The sequence below is a fragment of the Streptomyces sp. ALI-76-A genome, from assembly GCF_030287445.1.
Lineage (GTDB): Bacteria > Actinomycetota > Actinomycetes > Streptomycetales > Streptomycetaceae > Streptomyces.
The window spans coordinates 2,136,966-2,152,218 of the sequence record NZ_JASVWB010000002.1 but is presented as its reverse complement, the minus strand read 5'-3'; the positions used below and the strand labels follow the sequence as shown (position 1 = coordinate 2,152,218).

The window sequence follows — 15,253 nt, the reverse complement described above, 5'->3', positions numbered from 1 at the left end:
CTCGGCGGGGGTCAGCGGTTCAGGTACGTGCGCCAGCCCCCGTACTCGGTGATGTCGGGCGCGCCTTCCAGGGCGCCCGGCTCGCACAGGAACCCGGGCACCCGGCTGCCGTCGGCCAGTTCCACGCTGCCGAGTGTCATCGGGCGGGGGAGCACGCTCAGCAGGCGGCCCAGACCCTCGGCCGGAAGGCGCCACACCTCCGTCTCGATCGGGCTCCCGCCCTCGCCCACGTGGACCAGGCCCGGCTTGGGCGGGTCGGTGCGCAGGGCGTGCAGGCGGTAGACCGGCGCCGTGGTGGTCGTCCGGTCGAGGCGGGCGCCCAGGGACAGCAGCTGGGGGTTGAGGGGCTGGCCGGACAGGTGCGCGCCCACCACCGACAGGCGCGTCTCCGGCTCCAGCAGTGCGGCGATCCTTGCCAGCCGCTCGTCCGTGAAGGCCGGACCGATGAGCATCACGCCGAACGGGAGGCCGTTCGCCTCGCCCGCCGGGACGGCGACGGCCGCCTGGTCGAAGAGGTTCGTGGAGTTGGTGAAGCGGCCCAGGCGCGCGTTGGCCCCCAGCGGGTCGGCGGCCACCTCGGCGAGTGTGGGATGGCCGGGGGCGGTGGGCAGCAGCAGCGCGTCCGCGTCGGCGAGTTCGGTGTCGGCGCGGGCGCGCAGGACGGCCAGCCGCTCGATGTCGGCGAACAGCCGGTGGGCCGGGATGTCCCGGGCGCGGGTGATGATGCCGGCGACCGTGGGATCGAGGGACGCGTCCCCTTCGCTGATCGCCTTGTCGACAAAGCTCCCCACGGCGGTGTAGCGCTCGGCGACGAAGGCGCCCTCGTAGAGCATCGCGGCCGCCTCGGTGAACGGCGTGAGGTCGAGGGTGCGCACCGAGGCGCCGGAGGCGACCAGCCGGTCCACCGCGGCCTCGTAGGCCTGTGCCCAGCCCTCGTCCAGCTCGCCGAGCTGATCCGTCGCCGCGACCGCGATCCGCCACGGGCCCGGCGCGCGCCGGGGCAGCGGCGGCAGGTCGCGGCCGGCCGGGGACGCCAGGTACGCCAGGGCCTGCTCGGCCTCGGGAAGCGTCCGGGCGAAGACGGTCACGCAGTCCAGCGAGGCGCAGGCGGGGACCACGCCCGCCGTCGGGACCAGGCCCCGGGTGGGCTTGAGGCCCACGATGCCGTTGAAGGCGGCCGGCACCCGGCCCGAGCCCGCGGTGTCGGTGCCCAGCGCGAGGTCGACGATGCCGAGGGCCACGGCGACGGCCGAGCCGGAGCTGGAGCCGCCGCTGATCCTGGCCGGGTCGTGCGCGCCCCGTACGGCGCCGTGCGGGGAGCGGGTGCCGACCAGGCCCGTCGCGAACTGGTCCAGATTGGTGGTGCCCAGCACGAGCGCGCCCGCCGCGCGGAGGCGGGCGACGGCCGGCGCGTCTACCCGTGGCTGGTAGGCGTACGAGGGGCAGCCGGCGGTGGTGGGCAGGCCGGCCACGTCGATGTTGCCCTTGACGGCGCACAGGCGTCCGGCGAGCGGAAGCCGTTCGCCCCGGGACAGCCGGTCGTCGATCGCCCGGGCCTCCGCCTCGACGTCCGCCCGCGGGCGCAGGCCGATCCAGATCTCGGGGCGGTCCACGGTCTCGATCCGGGCGTAGGCGGCGCGGACCCGGGAGAGTGTGCTGGACATGCGGTGATCCTCGACTTTCGGTTCGCGGGCCGGAGTCGCCCGTGCGGCGACGGAGGCTGTCGGGTCGGCAGCTCCCGGTGGGCGGGCGGGAGCCGGGGGAGCGGGTACGGGAGCGGTCAGGCCGGCGCCGGGGCGAGGACGAGCAGGGCCGTGCCCGCCTCCACCTGGTCCCCGGGCCTGGCGAGGATCCTGTCCACCACGCCGTCCACCGGTGCGTGCACCCGGGACTCCATTTTCATCGCCTCCAGGGCGAGCAGCGGCTGGCCGGCCGTCACCGTGTCGCCGGGCTCGACGTTCAGCTGCCAGACGGACGCGGCGAACTCGGCCTCGACGAGGCGTCCGCCCGCCGGGACGGTCACCTCCGCGGCGGGCGCGGCCGGCGCGTCGGCAGCCTGTGCCCGGGTGAACTCGCCCGCCGCCTCCCACGCGTCCCGCTCCGCGCCGAACGCCGTGCGCTGCCGGTTCCCGAACTCCGCGATGGACTCGGCGTTCTCGGCCAGGAAGGCCTGGTACTCGGCCAGTGAGAAGGTGCCCTCCTCGATGCGGGGCACGAAGCGGCCGGACGTGATGTCGGCGCGCAGGTCGAGGAGTTCGTCGGCGTCCACCGGGTACCACCTGATCCGGTCGAAGAAGCGCAGCAGCCAGGGCGAGCCCGGCTCGAACGCGCCGCGCTGCTGCCAGCCCGACCACACCTGGGTCGTCCGGCCCACGAACTGGTAGCCGCCGGGACCCTCCATGCCGTACACGCACAGGTACGCCCCGCCGATGCCGACGGAGTTCTCCGCCGTCCACGTGCGGGCCGGGTTGTACTTCGTCGTCACCAGGCGGTGGCGGGGGTCGAGGGGCGTGGCCACGGGGGCGCCCAGGTACACGTCGCCGAGGCCCAGGACGAGGTATTCGGCGTCGAAGACCGTGCGGTACACGTCGTCCACCGACGGCAGCCCGTTGACGCGGCGGATGAACTCGATGTTCCACGGGCACCAGGGCGCGTCGTCGCGCACGCCCGCCATGTACCGGTCGATCGCCTCCCGGGTCGCCGGGTCGTCCCAGGACAGCGGGAGGTGGACCGTGCGGGAGGGCACCACCAACTGGTCGCTCGGCGGCAGGGACGCGGCGATCACCCGTACGGCGGCGAGGAGTTCGGGCTGGGCGAGGCGGCGCGGGTCGGTCCGGATCTGGAGCGAGCGGATGCCCGGCGTGAGGTCCGTGATCCCCTCCGGACCCTCCTCGGTCACCGCCTCCATCAGCGCGTGGACGCGCAGGCGCAGCGCCAGGTCGAGCTGCATGGGGCCGAACTCGACCAGCAGGTTGTCGTCGCCGCTGCGCCGGAACGTCACGTCGCCGTCCCGGGCGAGGATGCCGCCGTCGACGATGGCCTCGCGGGGCGAGCCGTCGATCCGGACCGGCGCGAAGCGCACGGTGTCGCCGGGGCGCAGCTGGCCCAGCTTCCACCGCTCGGCGCTGAGCACGGTCGCCGGGCAGACGAACCCGCCGAGCGACGGGCCGTCCGGGCCGAGCAGCACCGGCATGTCGCCTGTGTAGTCGACGGCGCCGACGGAGTACGGGGTGTCGTGGATGTTGGACGGGTGCAGGCCCGCCTCGCCGCCGTCGGTGCGGGCCCAGCGCGGCTTCGGGCCGACCAGGCGGACACCGGTGCGCGCCGAGTTGAAGTGGACCTTCCAGTCGGCGGCGTAGAAGTCGCGGATGTCGTCCTCGGTGAAGAACTCCGGGGCTGCGTGCGGGCCTTCGACGGCCTTGACGTGCCATACGGCGGTGAAGTCCGGGCGGTCCTGCGGCGGCACCGGCCGCCCCTCGGCCACCGTTCCGCCGTGCAGGACGTCGCCGGTGCGCAGCGCCCGGCCGCCGTGTCCGCCGAAGCGGCCCAGGGTGAAGGTGCTCGCGCTGCCGAGGAACGCGGGCACGTCGAGACCGCCGGCGAGCAGGACGTAGGTGCGCAGGCCGTGTGCGCGGGGCGCGCCGACCTCCAGGACCGCCCCCGCCGGGACCGTCACCGGCTCCCACTGGGCGACCGGGGTGCCGTCCACGGTGACCGGGGCCGGGGCGCCCGTCACGCACACCGTCGTCGGGTGCGTGAACCTCAGCGACGGGCCCTGGAGGGTGCACTCGAGGCCCGGCGCGCCCTCCTGGTTGCCGAGCGCCCGGTTGCCGAGCCGGAAGGACAGGTCGTCCATCGGGCCGCACGGGGGTACGCCGACCTGCCAGTGGCCGGTGCGGCCCGGCCAGTCCTGCACGGTGGTGAGCGTGCCGCCGGAGACGACCTCGACGCGGGGGGTCGGGTCGCTCACCCCGGCCAGGGTCGCCGTGGAGTGCGTGGCCCCGCGGAAGGCGTGGTCCGCGAGTGCCGCCCGGACCAGGCCCAGGTTGGTCTCGATGCCGTCGACGCGGGTGCGGGCCAGCGCCTCGTCCAGCCGCCGCAGGGCGTGCGCCCGGTCGGAGCCGTACGCGACGACCTTCGCGAGCAGGGGGTCGTACGACGTCGTCACCTCGGTGCCGGTCTCCACCCAGCCGTCGACGCGGACGCCCGGCGGGAACTCGACCCGGGTCAGCAGGCCCGCGCTCGGCCGGTGCTCGCGGGACGGGTCCTCGGCGTAGAGGCGGGCCTCGACGGCGTGGCCGCGCGGCGCGCCGGGCTCGCGCACGACGTCCCGCTCGCCGCGCGCCAGGCGCAGCATCCAGGCGACCAGGTCGACGCCGTGGATCTCCTCGGTGACCGGGTGCTCCACCTGGAGGCGGGTGTTGACCTCCAGGAAGTACGCCTCCTCGCGGGCGGCGTCGTAGACGAACTCGACGGTTCCGGCGGAGCGGTAACCGACCGAGGCGCACAGATCGCGGGCGGCGGCGGCGAGTCGTGCGCGTACGGGCGCCGGAAGTCCCGGTGCCGGTGCCTCCTCGACGACCTTCTGGTTGCGGCGCTGGAGGGAGCAGTCGCGGTCGCCGAAGGTGACCACCCGGCCCGCGCCGTCGCCGAAGACCTGCACCTCGACATGGCGGGCGTGCTCGACCAGCCGCTCCAGGAAGACGCCGGCGGAGGAGAAGGAGGCGGCGGCGACGCGCTGCACGCGCTCCCAGGCGTCGGCCAGCGCGTCGGCGGAGTGGCAGGCCGACATGCCGATGCCGCCGCCGCCGCCGGTCGCCTTGAGCATCACCGGATAGCCGATCCCGGCGGCCTGGGCGAGTGCCTCGTCGAGCGAGGCCAGCAGACCCGTCCCCGGGGCCAGCGGCACCCCGGCCGCCTCGGCCGCCGCCCGGGCCGTGTGCTTGGCGCCGAACAGCTCCAACTGGCCGGGCGTGGGACCCACGAACACGATTCCGGCGTCCTCGCAGCGGCGGGCGAAGGACGCGTCCTCGGACAGGAAGCCGTAGCCGGGGTGGATCGCGCCCGCGCCGGTGTCCTTGGCCGCCTTCAGCACCAGCTCGGCGTCGAGGTACGACTCCTTCGCGGGCGCCGGGCCCAGCCGCACCGCCTCGTCGGCGAGCCGGACATGGGGCGCGGAGCGGTCCGGGTCGGAGTGCACGGCGACCGTGCGCAGGCCGAGTTCGCGGGCGGTGCGGATGATCCGGACCGCTATCTCGCCCCGGTTGGCGACCAGGAGGGTGTCGAAGCTCATGCGGTGCCCGCCTCGGTGATCGTCATCTCCACCGCCGTCGGCTCGAAGCCGTTGCACGGGTTGTTGATCTGCGGGCAGTTGGAGACCAGGACGAGTACGTCGCGTTCGGCGAGCAGGGTGAGCTTCAGGCCCGGGGCGGAGAGGCCGTCGACGATGCCGAGGGTGCCGTCCTTCTCGACCGGCACGTTCATGTACCAGTTGATGTTGGAGACGAGGTCGCGCTTGCCGAGGCCGTACTTGGCGCCCTCGGCGAGGAAGTTGTCCACGCACGCGTGCTGCGACCAGGTGTGGTGGCCGTACCGCAGGGTGTTCGACTCCTTGGAGCAGGCGCCGCCGACCGTGTCGTGCCGGCCGACCTCGTCGGCGGCCACGCTCATCAGCGGGGTGTGTTCGTTGGACATGAGCACACTGCCCGTGGTCAGGAAGATGCCGCCCTGCGCGTGGATCGTGTCGGGCGCGCTGTAGCGGATGGAGGTGTCGTGGGCGTCGTACACGAGGAAGTCGACGGCCTGGTTGCCGTGCAGGTCGGTGATGGTGAGCGTCTCGCCGGCGCGGACGACGCAGGACCAGGCGGCGCGTGCGGGGACGACCGCCGTGCGCGTGCTCGGGCGGGTGTGCGTGCTCATGCGAGCCCCCTCGCGGCGAGGAATTCGGCGGTGTTGAGGAAGGCGCGGCGGCCTTCGGGGGTGGCGTCCCACCGGGGGTCGCCCGGGCCGGTCGCCTCGGCGCGCCAGGCGAGCACCTCCAGCGGGGTGCTGACGTACTCGGGGCGCGGGTCGGCCGGGTGCGGCACGTTCGCGACGAGGACGGTGACGTCCTGCTCGGCGCGCAGGGTCACGCTGCCGCCGGGGCCGGCCGAGCCGGTGAAGCCGAGGACGCCGTCCTCGCCCACCTCCACACCCTGGAAGAAGGAGAGCGAGGGCGGCAGGTCCCGGGGTTCCAGGCCGTTCTTGGCGGCCGCCAGTTTGAACAGCTCGCGGCCGGCGGGGGAGGGGCCCTGCGGGGTGCCGTCGCCGTAGCGCTCGGTGTTGCGGACGAGCGTCGAGGTGCCGCACAGCGCGTCGTGCCGGCCGGAGGTGTCGGCGACGACCGAGGCGAGGACCCGGCCCTGGTCGGACAGCAGCAGCTGCCCCTCGCCGAGGTAGGCGTTCCACTGGACCTTCACCGTGTCGGCGACGTTCAGCCGCTCCCAGGGCCGGTCGGCCGCGTACAGGAGCAGGTGGGCGCAGGCTTCGCCGCGCGGGTCGGTCAGGCGCAGCTCGGTGCCGCGGGCCAGGACCCGGTGCGTGTAGTTGCCGCCCGCCACCGTCTCGGCCCACACCAGGTGGCCCGCCTCGCAGGGCGGGGCCGGCCAGTCCCGCGCCGGGACGACGGGCATGGCCTCGGCGCGGGCGCCCTCCTGGGCGCGTGCGTGGGCGCGGGCTCCGTAAGTGGTCTGTGTCGCCATCGCGGGACCTCCGGCTCTGGTCTCGGGCTCCGGTCTATTTCTGTCGCGTGACAGAAATTAGGCGGGCGGCGGGTCGCCGGCATTGCCCCCGCGTTGCCGCTCGGTTACCGGACCCTCACGAAGATCACCGGGGCCGGTGGTGTGCGAGGATCGACGGCATGGGGACAGCAGGCGCACGCCCGGGCCGACGGGTCGGCAGGCCGCGAGCCGCGCAGCGGCCGGACAGCGGACTGGAGCCGCGTGAGGAACTCCTCGCGGCCGCCGCGGAGTTGTTCACCACCCTCGGCTACGCGGCCACCTCCACCCGGGCCGTCGCCGAGCGCGCCGGCATGCGCCAGGCGTCCATGTACCACTACGTCTCCGGCAAGGAGGAGCTGCTCGCCCGGCTCCTGGAGTCCACGGTCACGCCTTCCCTCGCGTACGCCCGGGAACTCCTGGCCGACGACACCGCCCCGGCCGAGGACCGGCTGTGGGAGCTGTGCCGGGCGGACGTGGAGGTGCTGTGCGGCGGACCGCACAACCTCGGCGGGCTCTACCTGCTGCCCGAAGTGCGCGCCGAGCGGTTCGCCGGCTTCCACGCCGTGCGCGCCGAACTCAAGGACGCCTACCGGCAGTTGATCGCCGCCACGGCGGCCGGCGGCGCGCTCGCCAAGAGCGCGCTCGAGCTGCGTACGGACCTGGTGTTCGGGCTGATCGAGAGCGTCATCCTCGTGCACCGCTCGGACCCGGAGCGGCCCGTGTCCGCCTTCGCCGAGGCGACGGCGGACGCCGCGCTACGCATCGCCGGGGCCTGAAAGCTCCCTCCCGCCACCCTTTCGCGGGCGCTCCGCTCGTCACGGTGAGTGGCGCTCGCACGCCTGTACGCCGTGACGCGCTGTGTTCGAGTGAGGGCTCAGCGTGCAAATGGAGACGAGCGTACTCTCCCCGCGCGTCCGGTTTCAGGCGCTTGCTGAATATGACACAGCGATGACCCGGTCGGACTAAGCTCGCCCGCAGCGCACCGAGTTGAGGGGTATTCGTGCGCTTGTTCCCAAACACGCAGAAGATCCCGACATACCCATGACGTTTCCCCCCACAAACACCCCCGACACCCAGCCGATCTCTTTCCGAGGGCCCACATGGTGAGTGTTCAATCTCCTCCCGGTCGCCGTGAACTCCCGTACTCGCGCGTGCTGTTGCTGCCCGCCATAGCGATGGCCGCGGTGACCGGGGCCGCCGTCGCCGTGGTGACGGAACCGGCCCGGTCGGCCGTCGGCTGGTGCGGTGCCGTCGCGACGCTCCTGGTGATCGCGACGGCGGCCGAAGCGGTCCGCCGCGGCCGGACCCTGCGTGACCTGCGCGCGGAGCACGAGCGTCACACCGCGTATCTGGAACGGCGGATCGCCGCCCACGACGAGGAGATGATCAACCTCGCGAAGGTGATCGTCCCGGCCGCGCTGGACCGGCTGCGGGCCGGCAATTCCCCCAGAGAGGTGATGCGCGACCTCGGCGACATCGACCCCGCGTGGCGCGATCTCCCCGAGGCCCAGCTGTCGTTGATCAAGACGATGCTCAAGATCGTCGACGACGAGGAGGTGCTGCGCGACGGCACCCAGCGGTCCTTCGTCAACATCGCCCGCCGCGTGCAGGCGATCGTGCACCAGCAGGCCAGTGAACTCCGGGAGATGGAGGAGGACCACGGCCGCAACCCCGAGGTCTTCGACGACCTGCTGCGCATCGACCACGGCACCGCGCTGATCGGCCGGCTCGCCGACTCCATCTCCGTCCTCGGCGGCGGCCGCCCCGGCCGCCAGTGGCCCGAACCTGTCGCGCTGTACAGCGTGCTGCGCGGCGCGATGTCCCGGATCCTGGAGTACGGGCGCATCGACCTGTCCTCGATCGCCAAGGTCAACGTCAAGGGCACCGCCGTCGAACCCGTCATCCACGCGGCGGCCGAACTCCTCGACAACGCCACCCGCTACTCGCCCCCGCAGACCAAGGTGCACGTCACCGCCACCGAGGTGCAGACCGGTGTCTGCATCGAGATCGAGGACGCCGGCGTCAGCCTCAGCGAGGAGGCCCGGCTGCGGGCCGAGGGCATGCTGGAGCGCGCCATGTCGGGCGGCGACCTCCAGGACCTCGGCGAGGCGCCGCGCCTCGGCCTCGCCGTCGTCGGCCGGCTCTGCCGGGCGTACGACATGCAGGTCTCGCTGCGCGCCTCCGCGTACGGCGGGGTCCGCGCCATCCTCGTCGTGCCGAGCGACATGCTCACCACCGAGCCCGGCGTCGGACTCGCCCACGGCATCGGCGCCACCGCCGTGCCCCAGCCCGAACTCGGCGCCCTGCCCGGGCCCAAGCGCACGGTCAAGAAGCGCCGCCCCACCAGCCCCAAGTTCATCACCCCGGTCCCGGTGGAGGACGACGTCCGCGAGGTCACCGAGTGGACCGCCAACGGGCTGCCGCAGCGCCGCCGCCAGATCAGGGCCTCCCTCTCGCAGCGGTACGCCGAGCAGGCCGCCATCGAGCAGGCGGAGCGGGAGGGCCGGCCGACCGTCTGGTCGACCGTCCAGCGGGACCCCGAGCCGGAGCCCGAGCCCAAGGCGCCCGAACCCCCGCCGGGCCTGTGGGTCCAGGCGTTCTTCGACGGTCTCAAGCGCCCCAGCCCCACCACACCGACCCAGCCGACCGACGAACCGGCCCACGCCGAGGCCGACGACGAGGGGAACCTCAAGTGATCCAGCAGCGAGGCAACTTCGACTGGATGCTCACGGACCTCGCCAAAGGCGTACCGGGCATCCAGATGATCGTGGTGCTCTCCGCCGACGGCCTGCGCATCGCCCGCCACGGCGGCGACCCGGACACCGCCGACCGCGTCGCCGCGGCCTGCGCCGGCCTGCAGAGCCTGGCGACCGCCGTCGCGCAGGAGATCCCGGGCAGCGACGGGGAGATGAAGATGGTCCTCATCGAGATCAACGGCGGCTACTTCTACCTGATGGCCGCGGGCGCCAACGCCTATCTCGCGGTGCTCTCCGACGTGCGCGCCGAGCCCGGCTTCATGAGCGCCCGCATGAGCGACCTGGTCGTGCGGATCGGCGCGCACCTCACGAGCCCGCCCAGGCGCAACGGGCAGACCGTATGACTCCTCCGCAACGCCGGCGGCGACACCCCACGCGGCAACCCGACCCGACGCCCCCGCCCGAGGAACGGCAGCCGCCCGAGGGACCCAAGGGGAACCCCGAGCGGCTGTACGTGATCACCGGGTCGGACGGCGGCGAGCGCTCCGACCTCGACCTGGTCACGTTAATCGTGGCGGAGGCCGATCCCCCGCCCTCCGCCACGCCCGAGCAGGCGGCGCTGCTCCGGCTGTGCACGGCCCCCCTGTCCGTGGCCGAGCTGTCGGCCTATCTGAGCCTGCCGTACAGCGTGGTGACCGTGCTGGTCACCGAGTTGCTGGCGGCCGAACTGGTGACGGCGCGCGCCCCCATCATCCGCAAGGCGCTGGCCGACCGTTCCCTCCTCGAAGCGGTGATGCATGGACTTCAAAAGCTCTGACACCATCACGGGTCCACGAACCGAGGACCACCTCCCGCACACCGCCCAGGCGGCGGTGAAGATCGTCATCGTGGGCGGCTTCGGGGTCGGCAAGACCACCATGGTCGGCTCGGTCAGCGAGATCAAACCGCTGACCACCGAGGAGACCATGACGCAGGCCGGCGTCGGGGTCGACGACAACTACGGCTCCGAGACCAAGACGGCCACCACCGTGGCGATGGACTTCGGCCGGATCAGCATCACCGACCAGCTGGTGCTGTACCTCTTCGGCACCCCCGGCCAGGAACGCTTCTGGTTCCTGTGGAACGGCCTGTTCGAGGGGGCGCTGGGGGCGGTCGTACTGGTCGACACCCGCCGGCTGGAGGTCAGTTTCGACGTCATGGACCGGCTGGAGGAGAAGGGCGTGCCGTACGTGGTCGCCGTCAACACCTTCCCGGACGGGCCCCGTTACCCCATCGAGGAACTGCGCTCGGCACTCGACCTCAGCGAGGAGATCCCCATCGTCGAGTGCGACGCCCGCCGCCGCGCCTCCAGCCGGGACACCCTGATGACCCTCATGCGGTTCCTGCATTCCCTCGCGATGTCGGGCGCGCTGAGGTGACCGCCGTGGCCGCCCCGCCGACCCGACAGACACCCACCGACACGCACACCGGATCCACTTCGGAGCGATCACTGTGACGCCTGAATCCCACTCCCCGACCGGCACGGACCCCGGTCTCGCGCCGCCGCCCGGCTGCCCCGCCCACGGCCGCGGCCCCGGCGGGTTGCGCCGGCTCTACGGCCCGGAGGCGGAGGACCTCAGCTCCCTGTACGAGCAACTGCGGGACGAACACGGCCCGGTGGCGCCCGTGCTGCTCCACGACGACGTGCCGATGTGGCTGGTGCTCGGCCACGCCGAGAACCTGCACATGGTGCGTACACCCTCGCAGTTCTGCCGGGACAGCCGTCTCTGGACCCCGCTCCTGGACGGCATGGTCAAGCCCGACCACCCGCTCATGCCGCACATCGCCTGGCAGCCCATCGCCTCGCACGTCGAGGGCGACGAACACCTCAGGCTGCGCGGCGCGGTCAACGGCGCCATCTCGACCATCGACCCCCGGGGCATCCGTCGGCACATCAACCGCTCCACGCAGCGCCTGGTCAACCGGTTCTGCGAGGAGGGCACCGCCGACCTGGTCAGCCAGTTCGCCGAGCACCTGCCGATGGCCGTGATGTGCGAGATCCTCGGCATGCCCGACGAGTACAACGACCGGATCGTGCAGGCCGCCCGCGACATGCTCCGGGGGACCGAGACCGCGATCGCCAGCAACGCGTACATCATGGACGCCCTCGGCCGGCTCACCGCGCGCCGTCGCGCCCAGCCCGAGGAGGACTTCACCAGCTACCTCATCACCCACCCCGCGCGGCTCACCGACGACGAGGTCCGCGAACACCTGCGGCTGGTGCTGATCGCCGCGTACGAGGCCACCGCCAACCTCACCGCCAACGTGCTGCGGATGGTGCTCACCGACCCGCGTTTCCGCGCCCAGCTCAGCGGCGGACAGATGACGGTGCCGGAGGCGGTCGAGCAGTCCCTGTGGAACGAACCGCCGTTCAGCACGATCTTCGCCTACTTCGCCAAGCAGGACACGGAGTTGGGCGGCCAGCGCATCCGCCGGGGCGACGGTCTGCTCTTCGGCATCGCGCCGGGCAACATCGACCCCCGGGTCCGTCCCGACCTGTCCGCCAACATGCAGGGCAACCGCTCGCACCTCGCGTTCGGCGGCGGGCCGCACGAGTGCCCCGGTCAGGACATCGGACGGGCCATCGCCGACACCGGTGTGGACGCCCTGCTGATGCGGCTGCCGGACGTCGAACTCGAATGCGACGAGGACGAGTTGACCTGGACGGAGTCGATGTCCTCACGCCACCTGGTGGAACTGCCGGTGCGGTTCGCGCCGAAGCCGCCGCAGGACGTGAAGCTCAAGCCGGGGCACACGCAGCTCCCGCCGCCGCGTGAGGCCTGGCGGATCGGCACCCGCCGACCGGAGCAGGCGCCCGTGGCGCGGACGGCACCCCAGCCGGTTGTCACCCCGCCGCAGCCCCCCGCTCCGACGCCCGGACCGGCCCGCCGACGGGGCACCTGGCGCTGGCTCCTGCGCTGGTGGCGCGGCCGCTGACCGGGCGGACGGTACGGGCGGACCGGCGCCCGGCGGCCCGTTACGGCCCGATCGGCGCCGGCGCCGGTGTCACCCGCCGGCCGCCCAGTCGTCGTACGAGACCCACGCCTCCAGCACCCGACCGCTCCGGAACCGGTGCTCCACCCCCGTGACCGGATCGGTGAACTCCAGGCTTCTCGCCAGCAGTTGGAGCGGGCGCCGGAAGTCGCCGGCCGGCACGGCGTCGGTCACCACCGGGTAGAGCGGGTCGCCGAGGATCGGCACGCCGAGCGTGTTCATGTGCACCCGCAGCTGATGGGTCTGCCCGGTGGCGGGCACGAGGCGGTACAGGCCGCGTCCTCGCCCGTCGTGCTCGGCCGGCTCGATCCGGCTGACCGCGTTCGGCTCGCCCTCGACCTCGTAGGCGGCGAGCACCCCGCGCTCCTTCACGATCCGGCTGCGCACGGTCCGGGGCAGCGCGAGCGCCGGGTCGTACCGGGCGACCGCCTCGTACTCCTTGCGTACCAGCCGGTCGCGGAACAGCGACTGATAGGCGCCCCGCTCCTCGGGCCGTACGGTGAACAGCACCAGCCCGGCGGTGAGCCGGTCCAGCCGGTGCGCGGCGCCCAGCGCCGGGATGCCCAGCTCCCGGCGCAGCCGGGCCAGCGCGGTCTCGGTGACATGGCTGCCGCGCGGGGTGGTGGCCAGGAAGTGCGGCTTGTCGGCGACGACGATGTGCTCGTCGCGGTACACCACGGCGACCGGGAACGGCACCGGCACCTCCGGGCGCGGCTCCCGGTGGAACCACACGAACATCCCGGGCACATAGGCCGCGTCCGGCGCCACCGCCCGGCCGTCCGCCCCGACGACCAGCCCCGCGTCGAACATCCCCTCGACCACGGCGGCGCCCGCCGCGAGCCGCTCCACCAGGTGCTCGCGCACGGTGGCCCAGCGCCCCTCGGCGGGCAGCCGTACCCGCACCGGATCCACCCCCTCGCGCTGCGGCAGGGGAGCGGGCGGGATCCGGGTCCTGCGTCTCATCACCCGCCAGCCTAGGGCCCTGTGCCGGGCGAAGGTCCTCGACGAGTCCCCCCGCGCGAGCGAAGCCGAGCGTGGGGGAGGAGCTACCAGGACTTTTGTCCGGTGCGGCGAGAGTGCGTGCCGGGCGTCGCGACGCCGCGGAGAAGCAGCAGGGGGCCTGAGGCGCCGCTCACACCGGCACGGCCTCGGCCATGACCCCGGTCCGGGCCTTGTACAGCCGGTAGCCGGCGCCGAGCGCGACGGTCGCGGTGAGGAACAGCACGGAGAACCACTGGAAGTACCAGTGCCCGCCCGCCGGGTCGTACACCGCGGCCCGTGGCCAGGCCAGGTTGACGGTCATGAACAGGCCGTACAGGAGGGCGAGGGCGTTGACCGGGATGCCCCAGCGGCCGAGGGAGAACAGCCGGGCGCCCGTCTCGTCGGTGCCCTCGACGGAGAACCGGCCGCGCAGCCGGCGCACCAGCAGCGGGCCGGTGACCATCGCGTACGCCAGGTACAGCATCACGATGCAGGTCGTGCCGATGGCCAGGAACGCGTCCGGGGAGGCGAAGTTGAGCAGCAGCAGGGCCGCCGCGAGGACACCGACCACCAGGGCCGGGGCGCTCGGCATGCCGGTGCGCGCGTTGACACGGGCAAGGCGTGCGGAGAACGGCAGCTGCCCGTCGCGGGCCATGGAGAACAGCATCCGGCAGGCCGCCGTCTGGATCGCGAGGGTCGCGACGGCGATCGCCACCACCACGTCGGCCAGCAGGACCCGGCCGACGCCGTCGCCCAGGCTGCTGGTGAGGACGTAGCTCAGTCCGTCGACCGCCAGGTTCCCGTCGGTGAGGCTGGGCGCGGCGAGCAGACCGCCGAGGACGATCAGCATGGCGAGCAGGCCCGCCGAACCGAGCGCGATGAGGATGGTGCGGGGAGCGGTGCGCCGCGGCTGGTGGGTCTCCTCGCTCATCTCGCCGGCGCTGTCGAAGCCGATCATGACGTAGGCCGCCGCGAACGAGCCGACCAGCAGCGCGCCGACCAGACCGGAGCCGGCGGCGCCTCCCGTCTCGAAGGTGATGCCGGGGGTGCGCTCGGAGTGGGTCAGCAGCAGGACGACGATCAGGACGGCGCCGATGATCTCGGCGGTGACGCCGACGCGGTTGATCACGGACATCACGCGGTTGTCCAGGATGTTCACCAGCGTGGTCAGGACCAGCAGGATCACGCCGAGGACGGCCGCGTTGGCGGCGCCGTCCGCCGAGGTGACCGCCGAGTCGGTGCCGACCAGCTGGAAGCCGGACCAGATCGCCGGCAGCACCAGTTGCAGGGCCAGGGCCGCCGCCGCGACCACCACGATCTGCCCGATCACCATGATCCAGCCGGCGAACCAGCCGAAGGTGAGGTTCGAAAGACGCGACGACCACTGGTAGATGGCGCCGGAGATCGGGTAGCGGGCGGCCAGCTCGGCGAAGCAGGCGGCCACCAGGAGCTGCCCGGCCAGGACGGCGGGCCAGGTCCAGAAGAAGACCGGGCCGCCGAACGCGTACCCGAAGGCGAAGAACTGGAAGACGGTGGTCAGGACGGAGATGAAGGAGAACCCGGCCGCGAACGACGCGTACCGGCCCAGGCTGCGGTGCAGTTCCTGGCGGTAGCCGAACTCCACGAGGGTGCGGTCGTCGGAGGAGTGCGGCGGATCGGGGCGTAGGTCGGAGGGCGTGGTGGTCGTCACGGGGACACCTGCCTTCGGCGCGGGGAGCAGGGCGGGAACCGTAGTTCCTGTCGGGTGACAGAAATTAGGGACGCGCTGTTTCGCAGGCGTCACGC

At 73.1% G+C, this 15,253-nt stretch carries 12 protein-coding genes; 6 read left to right on the top strand and 6 right to left on the bottom strand.

Going from position 1 to position 15,253, the window contains the following annotated elements:
- Positions 1 to 11: 11 nt before the first annotated feature.
- The 4 genes from atzF to QQS16_RS10630 form a co-directional block, all read right to left on the bottom strand.
- On the bottom strand, positions 12 to 1,664 hold the full coding sequence (gene atzF / locus QQS16_RS10645) for an allophanate hydrolase (RefSeq protein WP_286061376.1): 1,653 nt from the start codon (positions 1,662 to 1,664) through the stop codon (positions 12 to 14).
- A gap of 116 nt (positions 1,665 to 1,780) precedes the next feature.
- Positions 1,781 to 5,293 (bottom strand): 5-oxoprolinase/urea amidolyase family protein, encoded by a 3,513-nt coding sequence (locus QQS16_RS10640; protein WP_286061375.1) that lies wholly within the window; start codon positions 5,291 to 5,293, stop codon positions 1,781 to 1,783.
- Positions 5,290 to 5,919: an urea amidolyase associated protein UAAP2 gene (locus tag QQS16_RS10635; protein ID WP_286061374.1), complete on the bottom strand. Its 630-nt coding sequence runs from the start codon at positions 5,917 to 5,919 to the stop codon at positions 5,290 to 5,292. The genes QQS16_RS10640 and QQS16_RS10635 overlap by 4 nt, the downstream gene beginning before the upstream one ends.
- A complete protein-coding gene (locus tag QQS16_RS10630) occupies positions 5,916 to 6,740 on the bottom strand; it encodes an urea amidolyase associated protein UAAP1 (RefSeq protein ID WP_286061373.1) in 825 nt (274 codons plus the stop codon). Before QQS16_RS10630 ends, QQS16_RS10635 begins: the two co-directional genes overlap by 4 nt.
- A 158-nt stretch (positions 6,741 to 6,898) precedes the next feature.
- Here QQS16_RS10630 and QQS16_RS10625 point away from each other — a divergent pair, with 158 nt between their 5' ends.
- The 6 genes from QQS16_RS10625 (at position 6,899) to QQS16_RS10600 (ending at position 12,430) form a co-directional block, all read left to right on the top strand.
- On the top strand, positions 6,899 to 7,534 hold the full coding sequence (locus QQS16_RS10625) for a TetR/AcrR family transcriptional regulator (RefSeq protein WP_286061372.1): 636 nt from the start codon (positions 6,899 to 6,901) through the stop codon (positions 7,532 to 7,534).
- A 324-nt stretch (positions 7,535 to 7,858) separates the two neighbouring features.
- Positions 7,859 to 9,454 carry a sensor histidine kinase gene (locus tag QQS16_RS10620; RefSeq protein WP_286061371.1) on the top strand — a complete coding sequence of 532 codons (1,596 nt, stop codon included), beginning with the start codon at positions 7,859 to 7,861 and terminating at the stop codon, positions 9,452 to 9,454.
- Positions 9,451 to 9,858: a roadblock/LC7 domain-containing protein gene (locus QQS16_RS10615; RefSeq protein ID WP_266442631.1), complete on the top strand. Its 408-nt coding sequence runs from the start codon at positions 9,451 to 9,453 to the stop codon at positions 9,856 to 9,858. Before QQS16_RS10620 ends, QQS16_RS10615 begins: the two co-directional genes overlap by 4 nt.
- The gene (locus QQS16_RS10610; RefSeq protein WP_286061370.1) at positions 9,855 to 10,271 is read left to right on the top strand and encodes a DUF742 domain-containing protein; all 417 of its coding nucleotides are present in this window, start codon (positions 9,855 to 9,857) and stop codon (positions 10,269 to 10,271) included. The genes QQS16_RS10615 and QQS16_RS10610 overlap by 4 nt, the downstream gene beginning before the upstream one ends.
- Complete coding sequence (locus tag QQS16_RS10605) at positions 10,252 to 10,872, top strand: GTP-binding protein (protein ID WP_286061369.1); 621 nt, start codon at positions 10,252 to 10,254, stop codon at positions 10,870 to 10,872. The genes QQS16_RS10610 and QQS16_RS10605 overlap by 20 nt, the downstream gene beginning before the upstream one ends.
- A gap of 73 nt (positions 10,873 to 10,945) precedes the next feature.
- Positions 10,946 to 12,430, top strand: a complete 1,485-nt coding sequence (locus QQS16_RS10600) for a cytochrome P450 (protein WP_286061368.1) — start codon at positions 10,946 to 10,948, stop codon at positions 12,428 to 12,430.
- A gap of 69 nt (positions 12,431 to 12,499) precedes the next feature.
- On the opposite strand, the gene QQS16_RS10595 is transcribed toward QQS16_RS10600, so the two are convergent.
- Together QQS16_RS10595 and QQS16_RS10590 are read right to left on the bottom strand one after the other, a co-directional pair.
- A complete protein-coding gene (locus tag QQS16_RS10595; RefSeq protein WP_286061367.1) occupies positions 12,500 to 13,450 on the bottom strand; it encodes a pseudouridine synthase in 951 nt (316 codons plus the stop codon).
- A 169-nt stretch (positions 13,451 to 13,619) separates the two neighbouring features.
- Positions 13,620 to 15,158, bottom strand: coding sequence for an amino acid permease (locus QQS16_RS10590; RefSeq protein WP_286061366.1), 1,539 nt, complete (start codon positions 15,156 to 15,158; stop codon positions 13,620 to 13,622).
- Positions 15,159 to 15,253: the final 95 nt, after the last annotated feature.